This window comes from Acetobacter orientalis (genome assembly GCF_000963965.1).
GTDB lineage: Bacteria > Pseudomonadota > Alphaproteobacteria > Acetobacterales > Acetobacteraceae > Acetobacter > Acetobacter orientalis.
Genome location: NZ_BAMX01000014.1, coordinates 97,669 through 121,214, shown reverse-complemented (window position 1 = coordinate 121,214; position 23,546 = coordinate 97,669). Strand labels below are relative to the sequence as shown.

Here is a 23,546-nt window from a genome sequence, read left to right as displayed (position 1 = left end):
TAACGATAAAAACGAAAATAAATATATACTTTTATATATAAAAACAAAACAATACACGTTGTTTTTAATAATTATTGAAACCTCAATATACCATTATATCGTAAATACAAAAAAACAGAGTGTGATAAAAAACAAAACCTATCCAATAGAAACCACTCTCGTATTATACTTAGGAGTTTACACCTATCTCATCCGCAATAACTACTTGTGAAACTAAAGAAGACCCAACCCGAGAATCTGTCCCATTACAGACTGTTTGCTTAAGCAACGTTGTGGATATACCTGGAGTACGCGAAAAATAATGCACCTTGCATAAACGAGATAGATAATCAAATTTACCTATCCAGTCATCTCCCATAGTCAGTATATCAATATTGTATTTTTTAATATCATGAGCTTTTTGCTCCCAGCATTCTTCTGGTATGACTAAATCAACGTAGCGACATGCTCTTACAATTTCTGCCCGATGTTCATAAGAAGTGCAAGATACCTTACCTTTCTTTGCATTAAAGGCGTCATTGGAAATACCAACAATCAGCTTATCTCCGAGTGACCGAGCGCGCTCAAGTATCCGAACATGGCCAATATGGAAAAGGTCAAACGTCCCGTATGTTATAACGATGCTCATAATACACACTTCGATTATGGTTATTGCATTCGCAAAAATTTTTATATAAATTTCATATAAATGCAACAAATATTTCACATTAGGAATACGAAAAAATATGAAAGACGAATATCAAATATCAAAAAACAATCTTCCAACAATTTATTTTTTTTCGTCCGAGAAAAAAGACTCTTTTTCGTTAAATCCTATATATAGACAGTGTAATTCTTTTATTTTCAATTGCTGTATGGTAGAAATTTTTTCAGATAATTCAAAAAACATGATGGCACTTAATTCTTTTTGCCAAGAAAAATTTCCAATAGTAGTTGCTTCTTCTCCATCTACATTATTATATGTTGGCACGTTACGCCCAAGATGGTCCTTCCTTGCTATTGGGTGTGAACACGGGATAGCACCATTTAAAAAATTTACTTACAGTAAAAGCCTTTGTGATTATGATCACTATTTTGCTCCGACAAGTTTATGGGCCGAACGTCTTTCACGTATATATAAAAATGCGTCTACCAGTTTTCACGTTGGTGATTATCCAAAACTGGATGATCTGAAGGAAAATGTTCTCTCTCTACAGAAAAGCACTTCAAAAGACGACCTGCCACAAGCATGGTCTAAATTCCCCCAAAGACTAAAGCAGCTTGTTATTTTAACATGGGGTGTAGAATTTGACGTTATGGCCAGCATGCCTGACGAACCAGGTATTATTTATTTAATGCATCCAGCCCAAAATCGGGTAATTTGCAATATTAAGATGCGATATTCAAATATAATTTTTTCCACCCAAGATTTAACAGATATTCTTATTGCGAAAGCAGATATAATATTTGGTGATTTATCTTCCCTTACTCTGGAATGTGCCTATATTCGTTCTAATGTTTATATGGTCCTTGACCGTAATATTTATACAAAGCAGCACGATTTGGATGATGTGCTATTTGACGAATCATCTCCCCGCTACGCTTATATTCCAGAAACCGATGTGAGAATTCCAGAAAAATGTATTCTTAAAAAAATAGATTTGATACAAGCTTTAAAGACGTACCATGTACCTTCACGCTTTACGTCATTCCATCTTGCACAGGATTTTCTCCCACCGCCCAAAGTTCTTGGTGAAATATCTTTGTGTGCTAAAGGTGTTCTGGATCTTGCTCAAACCACGGTAAAAAATATTATGAACATACCCAATGAGAGTTATAAAATTACAGTGTTAAATTTCATCTCAAATTCTTATCGTGAAATTTTGGGGCGGGAAGTCGATCCAAGTGGACTTCAAACATATATGGCTTTCTTGTGCAATACGCCTAAACCCCCTCTCGTAGCAGGTCTCGAATTTATGCTGCAGCTTGCACAGAGCCCGGAAGGACAAAAAGCCAATAAAAATCGTCCTATGAACTGGCCTCTTATCCAAAAGTTTTCTGAGGATGCTTTGAAATAATCTTTATATAATTCCACTTTAAGATATCTATCTCCATCTATCAGGAATAGAACATGAAAAGGCAGTGGTTCTCATATATTTTAAGCGTCTTAACTATTCTTCCACTGTCTTTTTTATGTTTAGAGCATGAAAAACCTTCTCAATCTAAATTAACAGATAACACTCAATTTAAACCAGATTGGAGTGTTCTTAACTTTGGTGCTCAATGCGATGGTAAAACAGATGATACAAAAGCCTTCAGACAAGCCTTACTGCAAAGCCAATTAACTCATCCGAAACACACAGGTATTTTACATATACCTGGATCTGTTTGTAAAATTAGCGGAACTATTGAAATACCACCGCACGTTGTTTTACAAGGAGAAGGGCGGTTTTCGACTGTACTGTTCGTTGATGCAACTGAAGGCACTCTTCTCCGCATAGGCGGCGCAGGTGGTTCTATAAAAGATCTAGACATAAAATATAGTCATCCTCCTCAAAAAGGCATTGCCATAGATGCCGCAAGTACTAAGCCAATGCTTGCTCAAATCATTAATGTTATGATTGAAAATCCATACATTGGTATCGATCTTAGTGGCAATTCTATAGATGTTGACCATATTCGCATTAATGGAAGTTCTTATATTGGGGTTCGAATCGGACACCAAACTCAGCATGCCGATACTGTTGATCCGCGAGTAACCAATTCAACAATAGCAAGCACAAATACAGCATTAGCAGGTATGCTCATTGAAGATGCAGGAGGATTATACCTCGAAAATAATGATGTCTTGTATGGTAAGATAGGAACTTATTTTTCGGCTGGTGACAACCAACAAATTTTATGGACTTTCGCAAATAATACAGTTCTAGCAGACACTTCTATTGACGTCGGCTTAAGAATTGATGCACGTTACAAAAATTCTATTATAAAAGGTCTAAATTTTTCCAATTCATGGTCAAGCAATATACAAAATGGTCCGGGAATTGCGCAATACAATATGAATAATAGTGATGAATCACTATTTAATTTTTCGAATATGAGAGTATTTACGGTTGGACAAGATGCTTTCCATTTTCAAGGCAGTCTTGTTGGGTTATCTTTACAAAACAATGTTATGTGTGGAAATAATAAAAATAGCACATCAATATATATCGGTAATAATATGAAAGATTACAATATATCTGATAATAATTTATCCTACCATTGTGGTGGTTGGAATTACAATAATTCTACAGGAATAACTATTTTAGAAAATAGTGAAAACGGAATAATCAAATACAACAATTTTTCAGGCATTCCTTTCCCAATCAACCTCAAAAACAAAAATATGAGTAAAAATTTAATTTTTAGAGATAACATTCAAAAATAAATTTTACGTTATGAATTTCGCATATCTGCCTCATCGTGCAAACATTATTGATCATATCTTGTTTTTTTAAGGAGTTTTTTATATTATGTTGGGATAAGTTTACTCAATGAGTTTGATATTTTTTGCACAAGCAAGGTCCGTCACTGAACAATGAAAATTTTTAATTACTCACTGCACAGACCCATAGCACGCGCTGCTGACGCGGCTAGAGATGCACAAGACTGGTCCAAAGCCGCCGAATTGTACGGTGAATTTATTGAAAAGAACCGTAATAATAAAAAAATTCTTCGGTATTATATTCAAAAAGGCAATTGCCTGAAAGAAGCAGGAAAGCTGAAAGACGCTTTAGAAACATATGAATTAGCCGAAACAATTGACAATAGAAACTCGGATCTTTTTCTGCAGAAAGGTCATTTATATAAAGTAATGGGTCGTGAAATTGATTCAGTTCGTTCATACCAAACTGCATTTGATTTGGATCCCCAAAATATTCATGCCAAACATGAACTTGAACGCAGTAACTGGCTCATAACGTCAGGTATTCTAGACCATTCGCCCACTTCAAAGACAAAGCAGCAGCATATTATTTGGCTTGATGTCACTGATTTTGTAGATTATGTAAAAGTTAACGTCAGTTTAAGCGGTATCCAACGTGTTTTGCTTAATCTTGTCTCTTACATAAAGCATTTTGATATTCCGGGATATAAAATTGTTCCTGTTATTCCTGAATATGGAAATTTCCGTTTTTTTGCTGTCGATACAGAAAAATTCTTTGATCTTATTGATATATTTAATGCTGTTATTATTGAACGACATATGATCGATACGGCTTTGGAGGCCGTTTTAAGTTCGAAAAAAAATGTCTCTCTTCAAGACGGTGATATTTTTGTTGTTGCCGGAGCTTTTTGGATCTTCAGTCACTACGATCTTATTATGCACAATAAGAACGTCGGCGTAAAATTCGGTCTTTTTATTCATGACCTGATTCAAGTCAGAATGCCTGAATATGTCGAAAAAGCTGCAACTGATGCTTTCCAAATTCAACTTTCTGATGCTTTAGATGTTTGTGATTTTGTTCTTGCAAACTCTGAATACGTTGCTCAAGACGTAAAAGACTATCTCCATGTTGAAAAAAATTATTCTTTGCCTGTTGAAGCTATTCTATTGCCTACAGAATTATCCGAGAAAAATATAAATGCCTCTATAACAAACAGAAATATTACCGATCTTTCTTCTAAAAATTATGCTCTGGTTGTTTCCACCATTGAAGTTCGAAAAAACCATAAGCTGCTTATAAAAATTTGGGAACAGTTGCGCGAAGAATTTGGAGAGAACGTTCCCTATCTGGTGTTTGTTGGGAAATGGGGATGGGAAGTTGAAAAATTTCGTCAATATATCGAAGAGCAAGGATATATTGGGGACTGGCTCTTTGTGTTTAATGGTATTTCTGATGCAGAAGTAGAGTATCTTTATAAAAATTGCCTGCTTTCTCTTTACCCCAGCTTTGCAGAAGGGTTTGGGCTGCCTATTGGTGAAAGCCTGGCGTATGGCAAACCTTGCATTGCTTCCAATACGACATCTATGCCTGAAGTCGGCAGAGATTTTGTCCGTTATATAGATCCTTTTGATGTTGAAAGCAGCTACGCTGTTGTTCGTGATACGCTTATCAACCGTGACGATTTGCATGCATGGGAACAGCGTATTGTTAACGATTTCAAACCAAAAACTTGGGAACAATTTTCAAGAGAATTTTTTACCGCTACTGTCAAATATGCGGAACTTCTTAAAGACAAGCGTGCAACATCTAACTCGTATCTCCCGTCTTGCACGTTGATTGCAGGAGGAAGCCACGACATTCTCAATATGGCACGTCGCGGCGAAAAAATTATTACCTTCAGATCAGCACGCAAATCCTGGTGGTATCCTGCCAACCACTGGGGAGCGTGGTCCCAGAATCGTCGTTGCGAAATAGAGTTTATCTCTGATTGTTGTGAGGGCGAAGTTGTTGATATTTTCTTGCGCCTGCACCGCCAATCTGCTCGTCAAAGTGATCCTATTGCTATCGCAGATGCCGGAACCGATCCCCATGCCTTTAGGCTTTCTGAACACCAACAATTTTTCAAGTTATCTGGCATTGTCCGTGCAGATGGTGTCGTGAACATCCAACTTCTGGCACGTGGCAAATTTCCAGGTAATACCCCGCAGGGAGGATTTATTGGTTGGAGCGGGATTGCCTATTGCAAGCAAGGTCATGAGGACGATACACGGCGCACTTATGATGCCCTTATCTGCCCGGGTCGTTTACCTGTAGACCTTCCTTTTGAGTCTACTGAACCTCTTATTCTAGAATAAAATATTGGCCCTCGCATATATTAAAGATATGCGAGGGCTTTTCTATTTTAAACTGATATTATTATTTCATTTTCCAAATTTTTTGATAACCCGAGTAAATCACTTCCGCTCGGATAGAGTGCATAAACTGGTCTACAATAAGACCCTTCCCGCCTGCTCCCAAAGGAGGAACATCAAAATCATCAACGCAAATAAGAGTTTCCGGCCCTATCAAGTTTCGAGCTGCCATCAGCTCCAGAGCGTGATGAATCGCACTGGGCATTGGGTTTGAAACATCCAGATCGAAACTATCCAGATAAAGAAGAGATGCTGAACGAGATATGGTCTCGCTTAACATATTTAATGTTTCTACAGAATCATTCAAAATTGTACTCGTTGTGCCGCTGCATGCTCTCCGTGCACTATCAATACTATCCTGATTAATATCGATAGTAATAACATGCCCACTATAATCACGCGCGAACCAATCATATTGAAATGTACTCTGACCGTCTCCCTCCCAATTATTGGGAACTCGGAGGCACCCAGTTTCTATAATAAAAGGATTTTTTATTTCTTTAAGATGTTCAAACAAGACTGCAAAGCTTTTAGCTCTCTTGCCTAAACGAGGATATAGAAACGTTTTAAAACCTTCATCAAAGCTACAATTTTCAGCTTCACCTGGTAAACCTACATAAGCATAATCAGCTTCAATACGCCCAGACACCATTATATTGCTTGTTCGACGCAGTTTTCTAAGCGCTTCTAATGGTCCTGCATCAGATATTTCCGACGCGATATCATCAATTTGCTCAGGATTTTGAAGAAAGCGCTTTAAAAATTTATCAGTCTCATCTCCGCTTATGCGTTGCAGAAGAGACATGGCTGCTTCATTTTGCTTACTTTGTATTTTAGAAGGAATTTTCTGTGTAAAACTCGATTTTTGTGCATTGGTCATAATCATTTACCTCAATAACACCGCGATATCATTCAGATTATAATACAATAAAGAGGAATAGACATCACAACAAAAATCTCTTATCCAATTTAACGAAAATTTTCATATATTATGTGAAAAACAATATATAATAATACTTTTTTTGCTTTTATTCCTACGTAATAGGCAACACAAATTATCAATTAGAGATATATTTATATTTCATCTTTAGTTACATTCCGGATTTTGAAAAACATTGAATGTTATTCAATCCCACTAAATTTCTTAAAAAATTATATGCCCCATTGATATTTTCGTAAGGTCTTGGTCTATCTTGTTTCTCGCTCGCTTCAGAGAAGCATTAGAATTTTGATGAGATGACATAGAATGGCAAAAATAAAAGATTGGATGACGGAATCCGGTGTAGCTTTTGGAACAAGCGGCGCACGGGGACTCGTAACCGCTATGACAGACAAAGTCTGCTGCGCTTATACAGTTGGCTTTCTTCGTTATCTTCAAAAAATCGGGGAATTCAAGACCGGGCAACTCGTTGCTATCGCAGGAGATCTTCGCCCAAGTAGTCCTCGCATTCTAAAAGCCTGTGCTGCGGCGATAGACCTCATGGGTGGAAGGACTATTTTCTGCGGGTATGTGCCTACACCCGCCTTATGTAATTTTGCATTTTCTGAAGGTATGCCTTCCCTCATGGTCACGGGGAGCCATATTCCTGCAGACCGGAACGGCATCAAATTTAATCACGCTCGCGGCGAATTTCTGAAATCTGACGAAATTGCGATGCGGGAGGAAGATGTCAGCCTTCCTGCTGAATGGTTTGATGACGAAGGCCATCTTATCCATCCCATTACACTCCCGAATGTCACAAATGTATCTACTGCCTTTGTTGAACGCTATCGGAATTTTTTTGGAAAAGAGGCACTCCGAGGCTTAAAGCTTGGTATTTACCAGCACTCTGCTGTTGGCCGGGATGTGCTGATCGATATTGTTGAAGCACTTGGTGGAGAAGCTATCCCATTAGGCCGATCCGAAACCTTTGTTCCTGTTGATACAGAAGCTGTTCGTAAAGAGGATTCTGATCTGGCCCAACAGTGGGCAAAGTCAGAGCATTATGATGCCATTCTGACGACAGACGGCGATTCAGATCGGCCATTGCTTGCTGACAATCAAGGTGTTTGGTTACGTGGCGACGTTCTGGGAATACTCGCCGCACAATTTCTGCAGGCAAAAAGTGTCGCCACACCCGTTAGCAGTAACACCGCTTTAGAAAAAGCCGGCTTTGCCAATGTAGTGCGCCGTACAAAAATTGGATCACCCTACGTAGTTGCTGCCATGACAGAAGCCTTGGCAGACGGTACCGAGCCCTCTGTCGGGTACGAAGCAAATGGTGGTTTCCTGCTGGCCAGCGCTATCTCTAGAGATGGCAAACACCTTCCGGCCTTACCAACAAGAGATTCCGTATTGCCCATGCTGTGTACACTTGTTGCTGCACGTGACTATGGCAAAGACCTTAGAAAACTCATCAAAACTCTTCCCCCCCGCTTTACGTTGAGCGACAGACTGGCTGAAATGCCAACAATACAGAGCAAGACAAAGCTTGAGGTATTACGTAAATCCCCGCACACAGAAGCCGAAAAGCTGGGCTTCATTCAGGCGTGTGGCGCTCTTCAGGCCATCGACGAGACTGACGGTCTGAGGATGACATTTGCATCCAATGAGGTTCTTCATTTACGTCCCTCTGGAAACGCGCCTGAGCTTCGCTTATATGTCGAAGCCGCAAATAAGCCACGGGCTCAAGAACTCCTAAAAATTGGAATGAAAAGTATCGAATCTTGGCGCTCATGAAGGAGTAAGCTCGATATTTTTTAAAGGGTGTGTATATCAAATACATACCCTTTAATGGTTCTATACTACAAAATAATACGTTTTCGAGTGAATATCACATCTCTCGAGAGCTGTTTGCTGATCATGATTGCGATCTTATCTTCTATCTAACCAAGTCTATAGAGGTGGTTCAGCAAAATCGGACAGGATGATAAGCTATTCTCGACCTAGATAAGAACTGATGGGCAAAGTTACGAAGAAAGCAAAAGATCCGCATCAACATGGACTACCATCGCCGCTGGATGGACAATGTCTTCATCGAGCGTGTCTGGAGTTCATTGAAATATGAATGCGTGTACCCCCACGCTTTCAAGGCCGGCACGAAGTGCCGAGCGAGCCTCACGAAATGGATTCGTCATTATACGTCATGGCCTGTCCTGACTACCTCCTTTGTTGCATACAGCGACCCGGATTCCATAAAAAATTCCAAACCTAGCAAGCCGAATGGCCGGTGCAATAGCGCCTTCAGTTGTTGAGATAAAGTCCCGGAAAAATCTAAAATTCAGTGTCGAGCTGTATCCCTAAGGCAAAACAAAATGAATCAGAAACACAGGCTCATGGGCGCAGACTGTAAACATTCATGGTATGCTTACATAGACCCAATGAGGCGGCTTCTGAGCCGCCTTTTTTTCAACATCCTGCGCGGTTAAACAAAATCCAGCAGGATAGATGCTTCGCGGGGAGGATGGTCGGTCTGCCGCCTGCCATGCTTGTTTACATCCTCCCCCCCCCCCGGCGGCAGCCGGAAATTCCCTCGCCCTCCTTCAACCTTCCCCTCAACCTCACCCCCATTTCGGCCGAAAACTTTTCGATCTGATGCGAGGTGCTGGATGAACCAGAGCCGGGGCTTTTTTCTTATTCGGCCCGCCGGCAGACACTGCCCCCCCAGATGATCCACTATTGCCGGCCCCCCTTGCAGCAATCGACCTCGCGCTATCCCATAATGCCAAGTCTTCTTCAGGTATTGTCGAGATGATACCGTTCATCCGTTCAATAATTTCTCCACATCTATCATCGAAATACTTAGACGTATTGTCTGCGTGTAGTCTTGCGGCGGTTATCTCATGCAGCAAACTGACAAGCGCATAGACCAGGAGACGTTCCATTTTTTTGTCAGGATTAGAACGCCCAGTCGCTCGCAGCATGGCACAGACAATATCAGCCCAAGCCGGCACCTCATCTCGCGAAACGCCCAGATTTTCTCTTAGCGACATTGATACTGGAATCGCGGGCATAATGATCTTGTCATACGCAATGCAACGATACGTCCCGACCTTTTTTGATTCCGCGCCGATGAAGATACGCATAGCAATAAGGGTAATGTAGATGAGTTTCCAGGACGGTTCTAGCCGCGCTTCTGACCACCTTAGAATCTTGATCTCTTGAAGCGTAAGTATTTCTCTCTCATCTTCGTAATTAAGGTCGCGTTCATCAGACAGGATAAACTCTTTATCTGAAGTCCCGCAGAGCCTTTTATTGATGTCGGGGACATCGCCGTCCATTGTTGACCAGATAGCATCAACGAGGGACTTTCTGATGCTCGGACGAATAAATTCACCGTCCAAGGCGATAAACATTAAATCAAAAATAAAATCTGATTCAGCGCGGGCGATACGGCTTTCATGCCGCTGCTGAATCGTTCGAGCATTGATGTTTGATGGGGAGGCATTGTTTGTCATGATACGATACCCTCTTTGTTCGCAACAAAGAAGCATATCGCCGATTTTATCTAACCTTGGGCCGGAGCCGGAAACAAGCATATCAGAGAAACAACCCGCACCTGATAAACGGCGGTTTTCGGCCATGAATCAAGATTTCGGATCGTCGTCGCAAGATTGAATCGGGTTACATTATGGCCCCCGATCTATCCGCGTTTTTACGGGGTCAATGCAGCCAATGACATAACCATCTCAAGGTTTGGTGAAAGCGACAGAGGGCAGATATTTATAACCCCTTTGCCTTTGAGCGCGATTTTGGCCGCTTCGACACTCATGCCTGGCTTTCCCACTGATGGGCCGAAGACCTGCGCGACATAGTCCGTCAGCCAGTTTTCGGCTGTGACCTGATCTGTGGTGACATATCCAGCAAAGTCGTCACTTTTATCCAGCATTGCGATAAACAAAGTGTCTCCAATCGTCTGACCGAAGACCGGCACAAGCATTGGCACAACAAACGCTGTGATTTTGGTGGCTTGATTACCCAAGTAGTCATCGGCCACGTCTCGCATTATTTCGTCGAGCGTATCTGGATCAATCGCTTCCTCGGATGCAAGCCTGCGTATATCGGAACTTATATAAACACCTGAATACCAATACGGACACAGCAATGCGAAATCAGGCTCTTCGCGCTGAAGATCGGCGTGTTTTTCAGCCATGGAGCAGATGAATTTCGCAATCATCTGGAGACAACGCCGCTTGGTTTCAGCCCCAAAGGGATAACACTGCCCGTCAACCGTCACCCACCCGGCATAGAGGCTCATTGGAGAGGACGTATGATCAGTCTGCGCCATGGTTCTTCCCTTCATTTTATATCGCGACGGGACGAGTCAGGAAATCGTCTCTCTCTGCGACAGGACAATGTGCGCTGATCAGGTGATCTGGAATGTTCCGGGCCACCATCTCTCGCATCAGTGTTGCAAACCAAAGATACTCGCGCACGGTTAGAGGTTGACCGTCAGTCCGGCAATGCGACGCTAGATAGTTCTCCATCATGGAGGGCTTGCCTTGGGCCGCCCACAACCCGCGTGTCTGTTCCATCAAGGAGAGGGCCAACGGGGACGCGGACGAAAGCGCTTCGTTGACCAGATTAGCGTTTTGAAAATCCTGAGAAAGAGTCAGGTTCTGAGCCTCTTCCTCTTGTAGAGCCTGTTGGCTTCGCTCCAGATCAGATTCCAGGTCTTTGCATTTTTGTTCAAAATAATCAGCAGCAGACAGAAACGCCGCGTTGTCCTCATGAAGACGATGACGATCGCTTTCTGCCGCAGAAAGTGCTGCCCTCAATTTTTCATTCTCTGCCTGAAGAGCCGCCACATTCTGCCGCTCATAGGTCAAAGATTCCTGCGTTGCGGCCAGAGTGCCACGGACACCGGACAGATCATTCTGAAGTTGTGAGATTCCCACATCCTTCTCAGCAGAACGGGCCTTCTCTTCGTTCAGTTGCCGCTCCATCGCACATCCGGCGAAAACTTCGCTCCGCAACGCAGCAGTTTTCTCATCCAGAAGGCGCTTGGCCAAGACGGCATATTCGTCATGCTGCTTGACCAGATCGTTCGCAAAAGCCTTCCACTTTTCATTCTGCTGACGACCTTGAGCAATCAGTTGGCTGTTGACGGCAACAAGATGATTGTTCGCTTCGACGAAAGAATTGCGTTCTTGAGAAAGACGCGCGGCCTCGCGGGCCTGAGCAACCATCCCATGATACCAGTTCTCGCCCGCCTGGAATGTCGCGTTGATGAATTGCGGATTGGTGATGATTGCTAGTTCTTCAGGCCCCATGATTCTGTCTCTTTATTCTTTACTGTTAATCAGTGTGCAATCGCGAGAGTGCCATCATTGAATTGCCGAAATATTTCTTCCCATTTCCGGCATACGGCCTCGGCGTTCTTGTCCTTGCCTGTATTGTAGAACCAGTGCGGATGATCAAGATTCTTGACGGTCAACCGGATACCACTGTTTTTCATGGCTTCATGGGTTGGCGCCAGATTGGCGAAGGAGTCATTAACAAAACCTTGGAATGCCTGGCCTGGAGAGCCTGCGATCGTGGTTTGCTTCTGTGGCGTGATAATGGCCCAATCCCATTGACGGACATCACTCCATTTCAAAGAGACCATCTTGTTCTTTTCAATGATGTAGAGGTATTCACCATCGTAACAGATCGCGGTGAGGTAATCATCCACATCAAGCCGGTAATTGATCTGGATAGGCGGGTGAGCAAAAATCTCCCCATACATTTTGGGAAATGAAACCAGAGGATCGCCGCTGATCGATCTGGCAATTTTGCGAGCAAGCCATCCGCCGCCCCCGACGCAGAAAATACCGAGAATAACACCGATTGGGCCGCCGTTTGAAAGCCCACCAAGAAGGCAGGTCAGCAGAACAATGGCAACGAAGCCGCCCGCAACGGCAAGGTATCCTTTTGCTGTGTAGAATTTCAGGTCAACATCTCTGATCAGCATCAATCAAATTCCTTTTTTGTGACTGGCGGATAATAAATCGCCTTATTCTTCGTATTGGCTCCATTTCCCCTCGATTTTGACGTAATCGAGCTTCTGTTTCTGCTGATCTTCCCCCACTTTGAAAGTCACATCACAACGGAAGATTGGCAGTTTTTCGCCGTGAAACTCATAGGAGCCCCGCGCTTCACACGTCCGTTCCGTGACCTTTACGACCGGGGGTGTCGGATGGTTGTGACCTAGAATGTCTCCGAATGACCGGTTCCCTTCCACAGCATCCGCATAGTTTTGAGAGATTATGGACTGAAGTTCTTCCAGAGAAGGGCCACTCTCGCCACACCCGACCAAGGGGAACAGTGCGAGAAGTCCAAATACAGGAGCGGCCATTCTGGAGATGGTGAGTATAGAGCGAGCGTTCATGATTCTCTCAGCAGATTTCGATTTAAGTGTGGGTCAAAAGATTAAAGAATGCGGTGAAATCACCCTTGGCAAACGCCATCATCCAGCTTGCAGGCAGCGGGAATGTTCTGGCCATTTTTTGTCAGGATTCCAGTCGCCAGATCGTAAACATCGACTTCGGCTGGCGTGGTGGCGTATTTCCCGATATTGCGCGGAAATTTCAGTGTGATCTTGCTCCCGGAAATGGACGGCTTGGCAGTTGAGCAATTCCCGAAGAATGGTGTGGGCGTCTTGATTCCGTTCGGCGTGACCTGAAGGATTGAATACTGAGCGTCACAAGCCTGACCGCCAACGGATGTTAAAAGAACGACATCAGTGTTGCCGGATTCCGCGATTTTCTGGACAAAAAGCGCACTGTTACCGGCAATTTTTGGCGTTGTGGGATGGCCGTTGATCAGCAAAGTGTTGAGAGGGCCATTACCGGAGGCCAGGCCATAACGGGTCTGGTCTTCGCGTGGTGAGTCCGCCTTTGCAGGCGTCGAGAACGCTGCTCCGCAAGATAAAACGGCGACTGTCATAATAGACAATCCTGCGTGGCGGAATGTCTTCAAATCAAATGCGTTCATTTACTGACTCTCTCAAAAGAATGTGGCGTGCGCCGGAAATATGAAATCCGTCTCACGCCACACTACACTGATTGTAATGAGCAGAATCCGTGGTTTTTGAACATCAGCCTGTCGTATTGAAACACGCCAAAAACCACGGATTGAATGCTGATCGAAAACGGGGGGTATGGTTATGAAGCGGTATGGCTATGCAAGGGTGTCAACTGAAGGTCAGACAAACGACCCGCAACTGCTCTCTTTGCGTCGCGAGGGTTTGTCAGACGATATGATCACTCAAGACATTATTTCTGGCGGTGTGCCGGCAATGTCTCGACCCGGCATGTCATCTTTGCTGAAAATGCTGGAAGCCGGAGACAGTCTGATTGCTGCGAAGCTGGACAGACTGGGGCGGGATACTGTGGACGTGATTGGTCTCATTCGGATTTTGAATGAGCGCTGTATAAACCTGAGAATTCTTAACATTGGGGTCGAAACAAACACACCGAATGGCCGGCTATTCCTGACCATTCTTGCCGCTTTTGCTGAGTTTGAGCGGGAGATCATCAAGGAAAGAACGCTGGCCGGACTGGAAGCCGCACGAGCGGCCGGGAAACGGCTGGGCAGACGACCCAAGCTGACAATCAGACAAAGGGGCCACGCTCTGACGATGTCCGCGGCAGGGCATACAAACGGCCAGATCGCTGACATCCTGGGCGTTTCTATCTCGACGATTCAGCGCATCACGGCCCAAAATACTCTTCAAAAAGCCGCTTTTTGAACACTTAATGTTGCGAAAACATGATGAGTGCTTGACCGGAACCCGAAAACCACCCTTTTTGAGTCGGAATAGGATATTGTTTTCATTGCGTTCCAGAGAATTTGATCCCTTCTGATAAAGGAATGTCCTGCTATTGGCAGGATCACTGGGAACAGGTAGCCTAGCCAAATATTGTATCGGAGGATTTTAGAATGCGCATAAATCGATCCAAAGTTGCAACAACCCTAATTCTCGGTATAAGCTTGGCCGGGTGCGCGGAACCGGAACCTGTTCTGCAAGCCGTCACCGTATTTTACGCGCCTCAACACGATATCTACCTCCCAACCGGCAAAGTCTTTGACACCGACGCCGGTGAAATTGCGGCATCCAGTGACGGGATTAGCAATACCACCATTCATTCGGAACCAAGATTCATTCGCATCTGTGATGCCGGTCAACATAGTTGCCAAAACGGCATCCTATCTTACACGCTTACAGCGAATGTTATTGGCCGTCAGAATAATGGGATAGAAATTATGGGTGCCTTTACAACCGTCATCAGTGATCGAAATTCGATGAAGGATTTTAATGGCTCCACGCTCTATTCGGCTATCCTAGACAAGACCGCTTCACCCCTCCCTTACAAGGAAATGAAGGTGCCGTTTCACCAGACGATAAAGTTAGGTGAACAGATCAAGCTGGAAGGATTGGATGAAAGCAGCGTTTCTTTAAGCCTTCGCAATCAGCCCATCTTTCGCAATGGCAAGCAGGTTCAATAATCAGGGAACGTCAGGTCTGGTTCCCCATAGCCGGTGGTGAGCCACTAGCGTTCTTCGCCGGCCTCTAATGCCGATGACCAAGCTGTGGCGGGCATAAAGGAGTTTATTGCGAGCATTAAATAAAAACGCCGGAGGCGCATCAATCTACTCGAAGATCGTCACTACCCTCGCCAGAACTTCATCCATGATTTCATCCGACAAGGTCTCAACCAGCCGGCCATTCCTGGCGTTGATGTCCAGAACGCGGGGCTGATCGCACCGGATGATTCCTGTCGTCTCCGTTCCGCTTCCAGTCAGTGACACAGCAAACCCCAGACGCCGCGCGAAGTCCCCGCCATTCGTGATGGGCAGGATGACGGGCAGGCGCGTCGCCCTATTGAAATCGTCGGGCGATACGATCAGGACAGGCCGGTATCCTTGCTGTTCTCGGCCTTCGGTCGGGTCAAGATCGACTTTGTAAATGTCGCCGCGCTTCACAGAATCTCGCCTCCGACTGCCGGCGCATCGACCCACTCCCGATCTTTCTGGGTGTGCGGCCCGGAATAGTCCGACGCGGCCAGCAGTTCGGCCATCGTGTATTTCGTCTTCGTTTTCGGTTCGACGACAAGGCGTCCCTCGGCCACGCTGATTGAGACCTTAGCCCCTGCGGATAGATGCAGGGTTTCAAGGACGGCGGGAGGGACGGCCATCATGACCGATCCGCCGACCTTGCGGAGATTGGTGGTGTGCATTGATCGCTCCTGATGGTCAGATAAATGTTATATTTCAATATAACATCCCTATGGAGACGCTTCAACGGTAATCAGCCGGCGCCTTCATCTCCGCCTGTTTGATTTTCCTCGCCGCACGCCGCGCCCGGATGTCGTTTGCCCGTTCTTGCGTTGATACCTGGATCATGCGGCTAGTCGCGCAGGATGTTTCCGGTTACCGTGCTTCGGTTAATTAACTGCGTAGAGTTCGAGTGAAAAACATGAGCCAGGCTCCTACCTTCAAGTCACTGAGAGATACCATTGATAAATTCAATAAAGAAAGCCAAGCAATTAGTGATAAATTCAACAGCGTTCTGAAGGAAGTAGTTACGCTCGGGGATGGTTTCCTGAACGCTGGCGCTACATTGCGCCGAACGGATACCGGAGACACGTATTACGTCTCACACGATTGCAATGAGGTCGATGTCGAGAAAGCCTTTGAACAACTAGCCGCCGCCCAGTCCAACGAGGAACGAGTTGGAATTCTTGTGCAAAATAAGATTCTGAAGAAGGCTTGATATTCTAGGGAGGTTGGTGTGCCCAGTGAACACCTCACCCGGCACGCCCTTCTCACCCCGCCGCCAACGCCCTTTCTCTGGCCCTGATCTGTGCGACACGATCAACGATACTGGGGGTGTAATACCACATCAACATGCGAGGGTCTTTGTGTCCTGTGGTCTTCGCCAGTTCAAAGCAATCTAGATGCAATGGTGCAAGGCGTGTGCATCCGACATGGCGCAAATCATGGAAGGTCAATTCACCGGCGAGACCGACTCTTATGCACACAACGCAACCACGTCACGCACACCATAACTGACTGTCTCCAGCCACTCACGACCGTTAATTATCCCCTCACTGCTCCATCGCCTTATTCTTCCTCGCCGCCCGCCGCGCCCGAATGTCTTTTGCTCGATCTTCGGGGTCAGGATTGTAATAGACTTTATGCAGCAGATTGACCGTCTTATGCCCTGTAGTCTTAGCCAAATCCATCGCGTCAACATGATCCTGCTTTAACTCAGTGATAGCGACGTGGCGTAAATCATGAAATGTGTATTTCTGGCTCAACCCGCCAGGCTGCTCGATAGCCCAGGTGACAGCATCGGCGAATTCTCGTGTCACGGCGTGGAGTGTGATTCCGCCGCTGCTCATGGGCTGGTCTGGGTCACCGAACATCCAGCGATCATTCCGGCGCGGCAGGTTCCGTCTGATCTGTTCGATGACCGCCAACGCTTCCTCAGTTAGCGGGACATCTCGTGATTCACCATTTTTCGTCTCAGGCAGATGGATATGTGTCTCGAAGACATGATCCCAATGTATCCGCCTGATCTCCGACTGCCGCATAGCCGTCTCAATCGCGATCGAAACGATGTATGGGAGCCATTTCGGGCCGAGGGTCTGGCACGCTTCCAACAGTTTTATACGATCAGATTGTGGCATGATAACCCGTCTGGCGGGCCGTGCCTTGGGACGCTTCAATCCAATGACGGGGTTCGTGACTTTATATTGCCATTCGTTGATCGCGTAAGAGAACACAGCGGACAGAGTGTTCATCGCATTAGATACAGTCGTCGGAGCCTTGCCGGCTTTGACCTTCTCGTTGCGCCATTCGATGACATGAGAGGGCGAAATTGAGGCAATCGGCAGGGATGACCATTCCTGTTCCCGCCACATCCGCAGCACACTGGTTTCCTGGCGGGCGCCCTTTTTCGTCGGAGTGACTTCTTCTTCGTAACGTAATAGCAGGTCGAGAAGTGTCGTCTCTTTCTCTCTAAAGGGATCAACATACACGCCGCCGTCGATCTCGGTGATCGTCTTCAGCCGGAAACGCTGTGCCTCTGCTAGACTATCGAATGTCTCGACGACAGTGCGACCCTTTCGGGCAATCTTGACCTGATACTGCATCTCGCCGCGCAGATAGATGCCGGGCGCCACCTTTTTCCAGACAGATTTCGCCATTGTGCAAGCCTTGTGCAAATTATCCCTGAACGGTCATTTGCACGGATTTGCACAATAAATAAGAGGTATTTTTTCCAAGACTAAATTTGCACAGCCATTTTGGGGCTGTTTTCTGCGATATTTGGCGGAGAGACAGGGATTCGAACCCTGGGTACTATTGCTAGCACAACGGTTTTCGAGACCGCCCCGTTCGACCGCTCCGGCACCTCTCCGCATATAGGCAGGCTTATAAGCTTCTGTTTAAGGACGCGCAAGCTGGCTCAGTGCAGGTTTTAGTTGACGAAAGCCCATGCCTGCCCGTAAAAGGCGCAACCACTCCACAAAGATGGAGGCATGTCGCCAAAAGCGGCACAAGAAAAAAAGCGTCCAGACCACTCGCCTGCATAACGCCGCGGGAGGTTGAGAGATCGGAAAGAGAGATCATTTAGATGTTCGCAGTTATCCGCACCGGCGGTAAGCAGTATCGGGTTGAGCCCAACATGGTGCTCAAGGTTGAAAAGCTGGAAGTTGAAGCTGGCGCAACCGTGACCTTTGACGAAGTTCTGGCTGTTGGTGGCGAAGGCTCAGCAACCATTGGTGCCCCACTCGTGGCAGGCGCTAAGGTAACGGCAACCGTTGTCGCTCAGGATCGCCTCAAGAAGGTCATCATCTTCAAGAAGCGCCGCCGGCAGAACAGCCGTCGCAAGAATGGCCACCGCCAGCCGGTTACCGTTCTGCGCATTCAAGAGATCAACGCCGCCTAATTACCCCTTATTGAGTGGGTTTTTAGTAGCAGGTAGATAGACCAGAAGAGGACTTAGGTCATGGCACAAAAGAAAGCTGGCGGTTCATCCCGCAACGGGCGCGACAGCGCCGGACGCCGCCTTGGCGTTAAGAAATTCGGTGGCGAAGAAGTTATTGCAGGCAACATCATCATCCGCCAGCGCGGTACAAAGATGAAACCTGGCCGTAACGTTGGTGTTGGCCGCGACCACACCATCTTTGCTCTTATTGACGGCAGCGTGCGTTTCGAACGCCGCTCTGAAGGCCGCGTGCACGTTTCTGTGGACGCCCTGCCAGCTGCCGCTGAGTAAGCCTTAAAGCGTTTCAGCCACGCCTTTTTGTGGTTGAAATGGTGAAAGGGGCCGGTCCTCAAGGGATCGGCCCTTTTTTGCACTTGCGGCCCCCTGAAGGTATCCCATGAAGTTTCTCGATCAGGCAAAAATCTACGTTCGCTCTGGCGATGGTGGCGATGGCGTAACAGCCTTCCGCCGTGAAAAATACATCGAATTTGGCGGGCCAGATGGCGGCAATGGTGGCCGTGGCGGCGATATTATTTTTGAAGCCGTACCCAACCTGAATACCCTGATCGATTTTCGTTACACCCAGCATTTCCGTGCCCGCAAAGGCGGCAATGGTGCAGGCTCTGACCGTACAGGTGCTGCCGCGCAAGCTGTTGTTATTAAAGTGCCAGTTGGCACCCAAATTATGGATGATGACCGCGAAACCCTGCTGGCTGACCTAGATGAAGCAGGCAAACGCATTACCCTTTGCCGCGGTGGTGATGGTGGCTTTGGTAACGCTAATTACAAAAGCAGCACCAACCGCGCCCCCCGCCGCTCAGACAAAGGCTGGCCGGGTGAAGAGCGCTGGATCTGGTTGCGCCTAAAACTGATTGCAGATGTTGGCTTGGTTGGCATGCCTAACGCTGGCAAGTCTACTTTCTTGTCTGTTGTCTCAGCAGCGCGCCCCAAAATTGCTGATTATCCTTTTACAACGCTGCACCCCCAACTTGGGGTTGTGCGCCTGTCTATGACAGAAGAGTTTGTGATTGCCGATATTCCGGGCCTGATTGAAGGTGCACATGAAGGCACTGGCTTAGGCACCCGCTTTTTAGGCCATGTTGAACGCTGCGCTGTGTTACTCCATTTGATAGATGGTGCCGCAGGTAACGTAGTGGATGCGTGGCGTACAATCCGCCATGAATTAACCGAATATGGTGGCGGTTTGGCAGATAAGCCTGAAATTATTGCCCTGAACAAAAATGACGCCATGACCCCACAAGAAGCCTCTGCCCGCCGCAGAGCTTTAGAAAAAGCAAGTGGTGCAAAAGTTGTTTTAATTTCAGCCGCCACACACCAAGGGGTGCCAGAACTGCTACGCACCATTCAAGATCAGGTCACGGCAATCCGTCAGGAAGAGCGTGACAGCCTAGCCTGAACAACGCAGCATCAAGAGTAAGCATACCCCTAGGTTTACTCTTGGCTTTCTTGCCTGTTTTAAAAAGACCAGCATTCTCCAATTATGTTTTTGAGAATATGCAACATAATAATTTCTGTTTTTTATGAAACTATTAATAAATAATTTAAAATCATTATATTTTTCAATAGTGTATAGTTGAAAAATGGTAAAAAGTTTTTATGATGTAACGGTTTTTAGGTGTGTAAAATACAGCCTATCTCGTCAGTTTTAGTCACAAAATAAAAGTGCCTATCAGGAAGAATTATGAACCACCCCTTATGCAGGAAAAATAATTTTCTCGCTTATGTGGAAAAGAAATTACAAAACATTTCGACATTAGATGGTTTTGTTCTGGCCTGTCTTTTTATTGCGATCTGGACACTATATTTCACCGTAACAGAAATGCCTGTTGCATTAAAACACGACATGACAGAGGCTTACTCTTGGGGCCAGGAATTCCAACTTGGTTACCACCAGCACCCCCCTTTTTGGGCATGGGTCTGCGGTATATGGTTTTCAGTTTTTCCTCCTAATATTCTGTCATTTGCCGCACTCAGTGCTACCAATGCTGCGGTTGGTTTGTGGGGTATATGGCACCTTACGGCAAAACTGGTCAAAAACCCAGCACAGCGCCTTACCGCAAGTTTGCTCCCCCTGCTTACGCCGCTTTATACATTTTATGCTTTTAAATTTAATGCCAACATTATTTTTCTTTCGTTGTGGCCTTGGGTTCTTTCGTTTTTCTTTAGTGCTACGGAGCAAAAAAATAAAAGAGCAACATATTTATTCGGCATAATGGCGGGCTTAACCCTGCTCTCAAAATATTACGCCTTACTACCCTTTTCAGGTTGCCTTTTGGCAGCGCTTTGCACCCCTAACGGACGGCTTTGGCTACGCTCATGGCAACCTTGGCTTGCTGGCGCAGTCGCTACTCTTATCACATTGCCTCATATCCTCTGGCTTTTTACACATAAGGCTCCACCCCTTGCATATTTGCGCACAAAACTTGGCTTTGCATGGCATGATGTAACGTGCGCAGCATTAAAAGCCGAAGGCGGGCTATTAGGTATGATAAGCGGCATTAGTGTTATGCTTGCCGCCCTTTATTACTGGCATAAGAAAAGCACACCAACAGCACGCCCCCTAACCCAATCTCTCACAAAATGGGTTTTGGCGGTTACACTTACCCCCATTGTGCTGACCCTTGCTTTTGGCCTGAGCATGCAAACCATTGTTATGGCAGAAATGATGATAGGGGTTGTGCCGCTCCTACCGCTCCTTATTTTTCAAGCCTTTGGTACGTTGCCCGCCCATTTTGTTGCACGCGTAACGCTCCTTGCAACGCTTATTGTTAATGCGGGTGCGCTGCTGGCAGCACCGCTATACACGGCTTGGCGTGTTGATTTTACAAAGGGTTGGCGCAAACAATTACCCGTTCAAGATATGGCGCAAGAAGCAACACGCCTTTGGCATGAGCGCACCCACGCACCTTTAATGTATGTGGCTGGCTCAACATGGTATGCAAACGGCACAAGCTTTTATAGCCCCGAGCACCCACACAGCTTTCCCAATAGCGACCCGACCTTGGCACCATGGGTTACACCCGCACGTATTCACCGCTATGGGGTGCTCACCATTTGCCCCGTTACCGCAGAAGATGCAGGCTGCCTAGAAAATGCAGCGCACTACACCACACCACAAACGGTTAAAATAGCCGTTAATATGGCGCACCATTTTGCAGGCCATACCACACCAGACCATTCTTTTGTGGTCATGATAACTCCGCCCTCTTCATGACATTTCTCTACTTCAAAAAGAAATTTTACAAATTTCGAAGAATTATTTCAAAAAATACCTAGAATAACCACATAACTCTAATTGCTGGCTGCACACGTTGTATTTTCACTCAATGCAGCAAAAACGTAGCGGTAAAACCAGTTCTTAAGCCATAAAAACCCCGACCTGCCTTGCGCTCTGCGCTGTTGCTGTAGCCTCTAAGCGGAAAGTTGGTGGAATATTTTGAAACAAATTCTCACACCTTAAAAAACTACGCACCTGCACCGCAGTAGCACGGCCAGCATGCGCTAGACGCCCGCCTAAAATATTGCGGTAGCGGATACACTGTGCGGGCATAATATGCTTTACTGCGCGCCACCAAAGACCCGCCACTTATGTTTTCTGCACAGACGGATACCCCCCAATGACCGGACGCGCCAGCCCTCCCTCCCTAGCCACAGCCCGGCGGCTTGTTATCAAAATTGGGAGCGCGCTTGTCGTTGATGCACAAAAGGCAGCCCCTCGGCTTGAATGGCTCCAGAGTGTAGCGGCAGATATTGCCCAGCTGCGCAAACAGGGTACAGATGTGACGGTTGTTTCTTCTGGTGCAATTGCATTGGCGCGCCACACGTTAGGTTTAACCGCTGGGCCCCTTAGTTTGGCAGAAAAGCAGGCCGCAGCCGCAGTCGGGCAAATTAGCCTTGCGCAAGCGTGGAGCCACGCACTTTCTGCCCACGGCCTCACTGCGGCGCAACTTTTGCTAACACCAGATGATACAGAAGACCGTAAGCGTTACCTAAACGCACGCGCCACCCTAGAAACCCTGCTGGGTTTAGGCTGCGTACCTGTTATTAACGAAAACGACACCATTGCCACGGCTGAAATTCGCTTTGGTGATAACGACCGCCTTGCCGCCCGCGTTGCCCAAATGACCGGCGCAGACCAGCTTGTGCTGCTTTCTGATATAGACGGGCTTTACACAGCCGACCCCCGCACAGACCCAACAGCGCAGCATCTGCCAGTTATTGAAGCCATGACCCCAGAAATTGAAGCCATGGGGGGCGAACCCCCACCCGGCTATTCTTCTGGGGGTATGCGTACTAAGTTGCTGGCAGCCAATATTGCAACACGCTCGGGCTGCGCCATGGCTATTGCTGTGGGTAAAACCAACCACCCCCTGCGGGCCCTGCTTGAAGGCGCGCGGTGCTCGTGGTTTTTACCCCAAACCTGCACCCAAACGGCGCGCAAACAATGGATTGCAGGCAGCCTAACCCCCGCAGGTGAAATTATGATTGATGACGGTGCGGCCGAAGCCTTACAAAAAGGCGGCTCTTTACTGCCCGCAGGCGTAAAAGGGGTAAAGGGTGACTTTACACAAGGCGACCTTGTAACCGTTATAGACCAAGGCGGCCGCTTACTTGCCCGTGGCCTGAGCGCTTATGATGCAGATGATGCCCGCCGTATTGCCGGGCATCGTTCTAGCGAAGTTGAGCAGATTTTAGGCTGGCAGGGGCGTGACGCCATTATCCACCGAGATGATCTGGTTATGCTCTAAAGC

24 protein-coding genes, 1 tRNA gene and 1 pseudogene are annotated in these 23,546 nt (G+C 46.4%); 13 read left to right on the top strand and 13 right to left on the bottom strand.

Going from position 1 to position 23,546, the window contains the following annotated elements:
* Window positions 1–169: 169 nt before the first annotated feature.
* On the bottom strand, window positions 170–628 hold the full coding sequence (locus tag Abor_RS06290; RefSeq protein ID WP_084594412.1) for an adenylyltransferase/cytidyltransferase family protein: 459 nt from the start codon (window positions 626–628) through the stop codon (window positions 170–172).
* 97 nt (window positions 629–725) lie between these two features.
* Here Abor_RS06290 and Abor_RS06285 point away from each other — a divergent pair, with 97 nt between their 5' ends.
* From Abor_RS06285 to Abor_RS06275, 3 genes are all read left to right on the top strand, one after another.
* Window positions 726–2,057 carry a hypothetical protein gene (locus Abor_RS06285; RefSeq protein WP_146855031.1) on the top strand — a complete coding sequence of 444 codons (1,332 nt, stop codon included), beginning with the start codon at window positions 726–728 and terminating at the stop codon, window positions 2,055–2,057.
* 53 nt (window positions 2,058–2,110) lie between these two features.
* Window positions 2,111–3,409, top strand: coding sequence for a right-handed parallel beta-helix repeat-containing protein (locus tag Abor_RS06280; RefSeq protein ID WP_048840984.1), 1,299 nt, complete (start codon window positions 2,111–2,113; stop codon window positions 3,407–3,409).
* Window positions 3,410–3,559: 150 nt separating this feature from the next.
* Window positions 3,560–5,761 (top strand): glycosyltransferase, encoded by a 2,202-nt coding sequence (locus Abor_RS06275; RefSeq protein ID WP_048840983.1) that lies wholly within the window; start codon window positions 3,560–3,562, stop codon window positions 5,759–5,761.
* 61 nt (window positions 5,762–5,822) lie between these two features.
* On the opposite strand, the gene Abor_RS06270 is transcribed toward Abor_RS06275, so the two are convergent.
* Window positions 5,823–6,698, bottom strand: coding sequence for a hypothetical protein (locus Abor_RS06270; RefSeq protein ID WP_048841105.1), 876 nt, complete (start codon window positions 6,696–6,698; stop codon window positions 5,823–5,825).
* Window positions 6,699–7,085: 387 nt separating this feature from the next.
* Here Abor_RS06270 and Abor_RS06265 point away from each other — a divergent pair, with 387 nt between their 5' ends.
* Together Abor_RS06265 and Abor_RS13110 are read left to right on the top strand one after the other, a co-directional pair.
* Window positions 7,086–8,537, top strand: a complete 1,452-nt coding sequence (locus Abor_RS06265) for a phosphomannomutase (protein ID WP_048840982.1) — start codon at window positions 7,086–7,088, stop codon at window positions 8,535–8,537.
* A 236-nt stretch (window positions 8,538–8,773) separates the two neighbouring features.
* A pseudogene (locus Abor_RS13110) lies at window positions 8,774–8,938 on the top strand (integrase core domain-containing protein); the annotation flags it as partial.
* Between the two features lie 420 nt (window positions 8,939–9,358).
* Here Abor_RS13110 and Abor_RS06255 read toward each other — a convergent pair.
* The 6 genes from Abor_RS06255 to Abor_RS06230 form a co-directional block, all read right to left on the bottom strand.
* A complete protein-coding gene (locus tag Abor_RS06255) occupies window positions 9,359–10,381 on the bottom strand; it encodes a hypothetical protein (RefSeq protein WP_146855040.1) in 1,023 nt (340 codons plus the stop codon).
* Window positions 10,382–10,452: 71 nt separating this feature from the next.
* Window positions 10,453–11,085, bottom strand: a complete 633-nt coding sequence (locus tag Abor_RS06250) for a hypothetical protein (protein ID WP_146855043.1) — start codon at window positions 11,083–11,085, stop codon at window positions 10,453–10,455.
* Window positions 11,086–11,101: 16 nt separating this feature from the next.
* Window positions 11,102–12,070: a hypothetical protein gene (locus tag Abor_RS06245; RefSeq protein ID WP_048840979.1), complete on the bottom strand. Its 969-nt coding sequence runs from the start codon at window positions 12,068–12,070 to the stop codon at window positions 11,102–11,104.
* Between the two features lie 29 nt (window positions 12,071–12,099).
* Entirely contained in the window at window positions 12,100–12,750 is a 651-nt protein-coding gene (locus Abor_RS06240; RefSeq protein WP_048840978.1) for a hypothetical protein, read from the bottom strand.
* Between the two features lie 42 nt (window positions 12,751–12,792).
* Window positions 12,793–13,167, bottom strand: a complete 375-nt coding sequence (locus Abor_RS06235) for a hypothetical protein (RefSeq protein WP_048840977.1) — start codon at window positions 13,165–13,167, stop codon at window positions 12,793–12,795.
* Between the two features lie 59 nt (window positions 13,168–13,226).
* Entirely contained in the window at window positions 13,227–13,772 is a 546-nt protein-coding gene (locus Abor_RS06230; protein ID WP_146855046.1) for a hypothetical protein, read from the bottom strand.
* Window positions 13,773–13,944: 172 nt separating this feature from the next.
* Here Abor_RS06230 and Abor_RS06225 point away from each other — a divergent pair, with 172 nt between their 5' ends.
* Both Abor_RS06225 and Abor_RS06220 read left to right on the top strand, forming a co-directional pair.
* The gene (locus Abor_RS06225; RefSeq protein ID WP_048841104.1) at window positions 13,945–14,529 is read left to right on the top strand and encodes a recombinase family protein; all 585 of its coding nucleotides are present in this window, start codon (window positions 13,945–13,947) and stop codon (window positions 14,527–14,529) included.
* Between the two features lie 191 nt (window positions 14,530–14,720).
* On the top strand, window positions 14,721–15,287 hold the full coding sequence (locus Abor_RS06220) for a hypothetical protein (protein WP_048840975.1): 567 nt from the start codon (window positions 14,721–14,723) through the stop codon (window positions 15,285–15,287).
* A 144-nt stretch (window positions 15,288–15,431) separates the two neighbouring features.
* Here the strand turns inward: Abor_RS06220 and Abor_RS06215 are convergent, their stop codons facing one another.
* Together Abor_RS06215 and Abor_RS06210 are read right to left on the bottom strand one after the other, a co-directional pair.
* The gene (locus tag Abor_RS06215; protein WP_048840974.1) at window positions 15,432–15,764 is read right to left on the bottom strand and encodes a type II toxin-antitoxin system PemK/MazF family toxin; all 333 of its coding nucleotides are present in this window, start codon (window positions 15,762–15,764) and stop codon (window positions 15,432–15,434) included.
* The gene (locus Abor_RS06210; RefSeq protein ID WP_048840973.1) at window positions 15,761–16,018 is read right to left on the bottom strand and encodes an AbrB/MazE/SpoVT family DNA-binding domain-containing protein; all 258 of its coding nucleotides are present in this window, start codon (window positions 16,016–16,018) and stop codon (window positions 15,761–15,763) included. The genes Abor_RS06215 and Abor_RS06210 overlap by 4 nt, the downstream gene beginning before the upstream one ends.
* A 239-nt stretch (window positions 16,019–16,257) precedes the next feature.
* On the opposite strand from Abor_RS06210, the gene Abor_RS06205 reads away from it, so the two are divergent.
* A complete protein-coding gene (locus tag Abor_RS06205) occupies window positions 16,258–16,554 on the top strand; it encodes a hypothetical protein (protein WP_048840972.1) in 297 nt (98 codons plus the stop codon).
* 52 nt (window positions 16,555–16,606) lie between these two features.
* On the opposite strand, the gene Abor_RS13290 is transcribed toward Abor_RS06205, so the two are convergent.
* The 3 genes from Abor_RS13290 to Abor_RS06190 all read right to left on the bottom strand — a co-directional run bounded on the left by Abor_RS13290 (window position 16,607) and on the right by Abor_RS06190 (window position 18,204).
* A complete protein-coding gene (locus tag Abor_RS13290; RefSeq protein WP_084594398.1) occupies window positions 16,607–16,822 on the bottom strand; it encodes a tyrosine-type recombinase/integrase in 216 nt (71 codons plus the stop codon).
* Window positions 16,823–16,888: 66 nt separating this feature from the next.
* Window positions 16,889–17,992 carry a tyrosine-type recombinase/integrase gene (locus tag Abor_RS06195; RefSeq protein WP_048840971.1) on the bottom strand — a complete coding sequence of 368 codons (1,104 nt, stop codon included), beginning with the start codon at window positions 17,990–17,992 and terminating at the stop codon, window positions 16,889–16,891.
* A gap of 122 nt (window positions 17,993–18,114) precedes the next feature.
* Window positions 18,115–18,204: transfer RNA gene (locus Abor_RS06190), tRNA-Ser, on the bottom strand.
* A gap of 216 nt (window positions 18,205–18,420) precedes the next feature.
* Here Abor_RS06190 and rplU point away from each other — a divergent pair.
* From rplU to proB, 5 genes are all read left to right on the top strand, one after another.
* Complete coding sequence (gene rplU, locus Abor_RS06185) at window positions 18,421–18,735, top strand: 50S ribosomal protein L21 (RefSeq protein ID WP_048840970.1); 315 nt, start codon at window positions 18,421–18,423, stop codon at window positions 18,733–18,735.
* A 60-nt stretch (window positions 18,736–18,795) separates the two neighbouring features.
* Window positions 18,796–19,065 (top strand): 50S ribosomal protein L27, encoded by a 270-nt coding sequence (gene rpmA / locus Abor_RS06180; RefSeq protein ID WP_048840969.1) that lies wholly within the window; start codon window positions 18,796–18,798, stop codon window positions 19,063–19,065.
* A gap of 106 nt (window positions 19,066–19,171) precedes the next feature.
* A complete protein-coding gene (gene obgE / locus Abor_RS06175; protein WP_048840968.1) occupies window positions 19,172–20,191 on the top strand; it encodes a GTPase ObgE in 1,020 nt (339 codons plus the stop codon).
* 285 nt (window positions 20,192–20,476) lie between these two features.
* Window positions 20,477–22,009, top strand: coding sequence for a glycosyltransferase family 39 protein (locus tag Abor_RS06170; protein WP_048840967.1), 1,533 nt, complete (start codon window positions 20,477–20,479; stop codon window positions 22,007–22,009).
* Between the two features lie 403 nt (window positions 22,010–22,412).
* Window positions 22,413–23,543, top strand: a complete 1,131-nt coding sequence (proB, locus tag Abor_RS06165) for a glutamate 5-kinase (RefSeq protein WP_048840965.1) — start codon at window positions 22,413–22,415, stop codon at window positions 23,541–23,543.
* Window positions 23,544–23,546: the final 3 nt, after the last annotated feature.

Coding starts and splice junctions, on each gene's coding strand:
- Abor_RS06290 (WP_084594412.1), bottom strand. CDS start 628: ATGAGCATCGTTATAACATACGGGACGTTTGACCTTTTCCATATTGGC.
- Abor_RS06285 (WP_146855031.1), top strand. CDS start 726: ATGAAAGACGAATATCAAATATCAAAAAACAATCTTCCAACAATTTAT.
- Abor_RS06280 (WP_048840984.1), top strand. CDS start 2,111: ATGAAAAGGCAGTGGTTCTCATATATTTTAAGCGTCTTAACTATTCTT.
- Abor_RS06275 (WP_048840983.1), top strand. CDS start 3,560: ATGAAAATTTTTAATTACTCACTGCACAGACCCATAGCACGCGCTGCT.
- Abor_RS06270 (WP_048841105.1), bottom strand. CDS start 6,698: ATGACCAATGCACAAAAATCGAGTTTTACACAGAAAATTCCTTCTAAA.
- Abor_RS06265 (WP_048840982.1), top strand. CDS start 7,086: ATGACGGAATCCGGTGTAGCTTTTGGAACAAGCGGCGCACGGGGACTC.
- Abor_RS06255 (WP_146855040.1), bottom strand. CDS start 10,381: ATGGCCGAAAACCGCCGTTTATCAGGTGCGGGTTGTTTCTCTGATATG.
- Abor_RS06250 (WP_146855043.1), bottom strand. CDS start 11,085: ATGGCGCAGACTGATCATACGTCCTCTCCAATGAGCCTCTATGCCGGG.
- Abor_RS06245 (WP_048840979.1), bottom strand. CDS start 12,070: ATGGGGCCTGAAGAACTAGCAATCATCACCAATCCGCAATTCATCAAC.
- Abor_RS06240 (WP_048840978.1), bottom strand. CDS start 12,750: ATGCTGATCAGAGATGTTGACCTGAAATTCTACACAGCAAAAGGATAC.
- Abor_RS06235 (WP_048840977.1), bottom strand. CDS start 13,167: ATGAACGCTCGCTCTATACTCACCATCTCCAGAATGGCCGCTCCTGTA.
- Abor_RS06230 (WP_146855046.1), bottom strand. CDS start 13,772: ATGAACGCATTTGATTTGAAGACATTCCGCCACGCAGGATTGTCTATT.
- Abor_RS06225 (WP_048841104.1), top strand. CDS start 13,945: ATGAAGCGGTATGGCTATGCAAGGGTGTCAACTGAAGGTCAGACAAAC.
- Abor_RS06220 (WP_048840975.1), top strand. CDS start 14,721: ATGCGCATAAATCGATCCAAAGTTGCAACAACCCTAATTCTCGGTATA.
- Abor_RS06210 (WP_048840973.1), bottom strand. CDS start 16,018: ATGCACACCACCAATCTCCGCAAGGTCGGCGGATCGGTCATGATGGCC.
- Abor_RS06205 (WP_048840972.1), top strand. CDS start 16,258: ATGAGCCAGGCTCCTACCTTCAAGTCACTGAGAGATACCATTGATAAA.
- Abor_RS06195 (WP_048840971.1), bottom strand. CDS start 17,992: ATGGCGAAATCTGTCTGGAAAAAGGTGGCGCCCGGCATCTATCTGCGC.
- rplU (WP_048840970.1), top strand. CDS start 18,421: ATGTTCGCAGTTATCCGCACCGGCGGTAAGCAGTATCGGGTTGAGCCC.
- rpmA (WP_048840969.1), top strand. CDS start 18,796: ATGGCACAAAAGAAAGCTGGCGGTTCATCCCGCAACGGGCGCGACAGC.
- obgE (WP_048840968.1), top strand. CDS start 19,172: ATGAAGTTTCTCGATCAGGCAAAAATCTACGTTCGCTCTGGCGATGGT.
- Abor_RS06170 (WP_048840967.1), top strand. CDS start 20,477: ATGAACCACCCCTTATGCAGGAAAAATAATTTTCTCGCTTATGTGGAA.
- proB (WP_048840965.1), top strand. CDS start 22,413: ATGACCGGACGCGCCAGCCCTCCCTCCCTAGCCACAGCCCGGCGGCTT.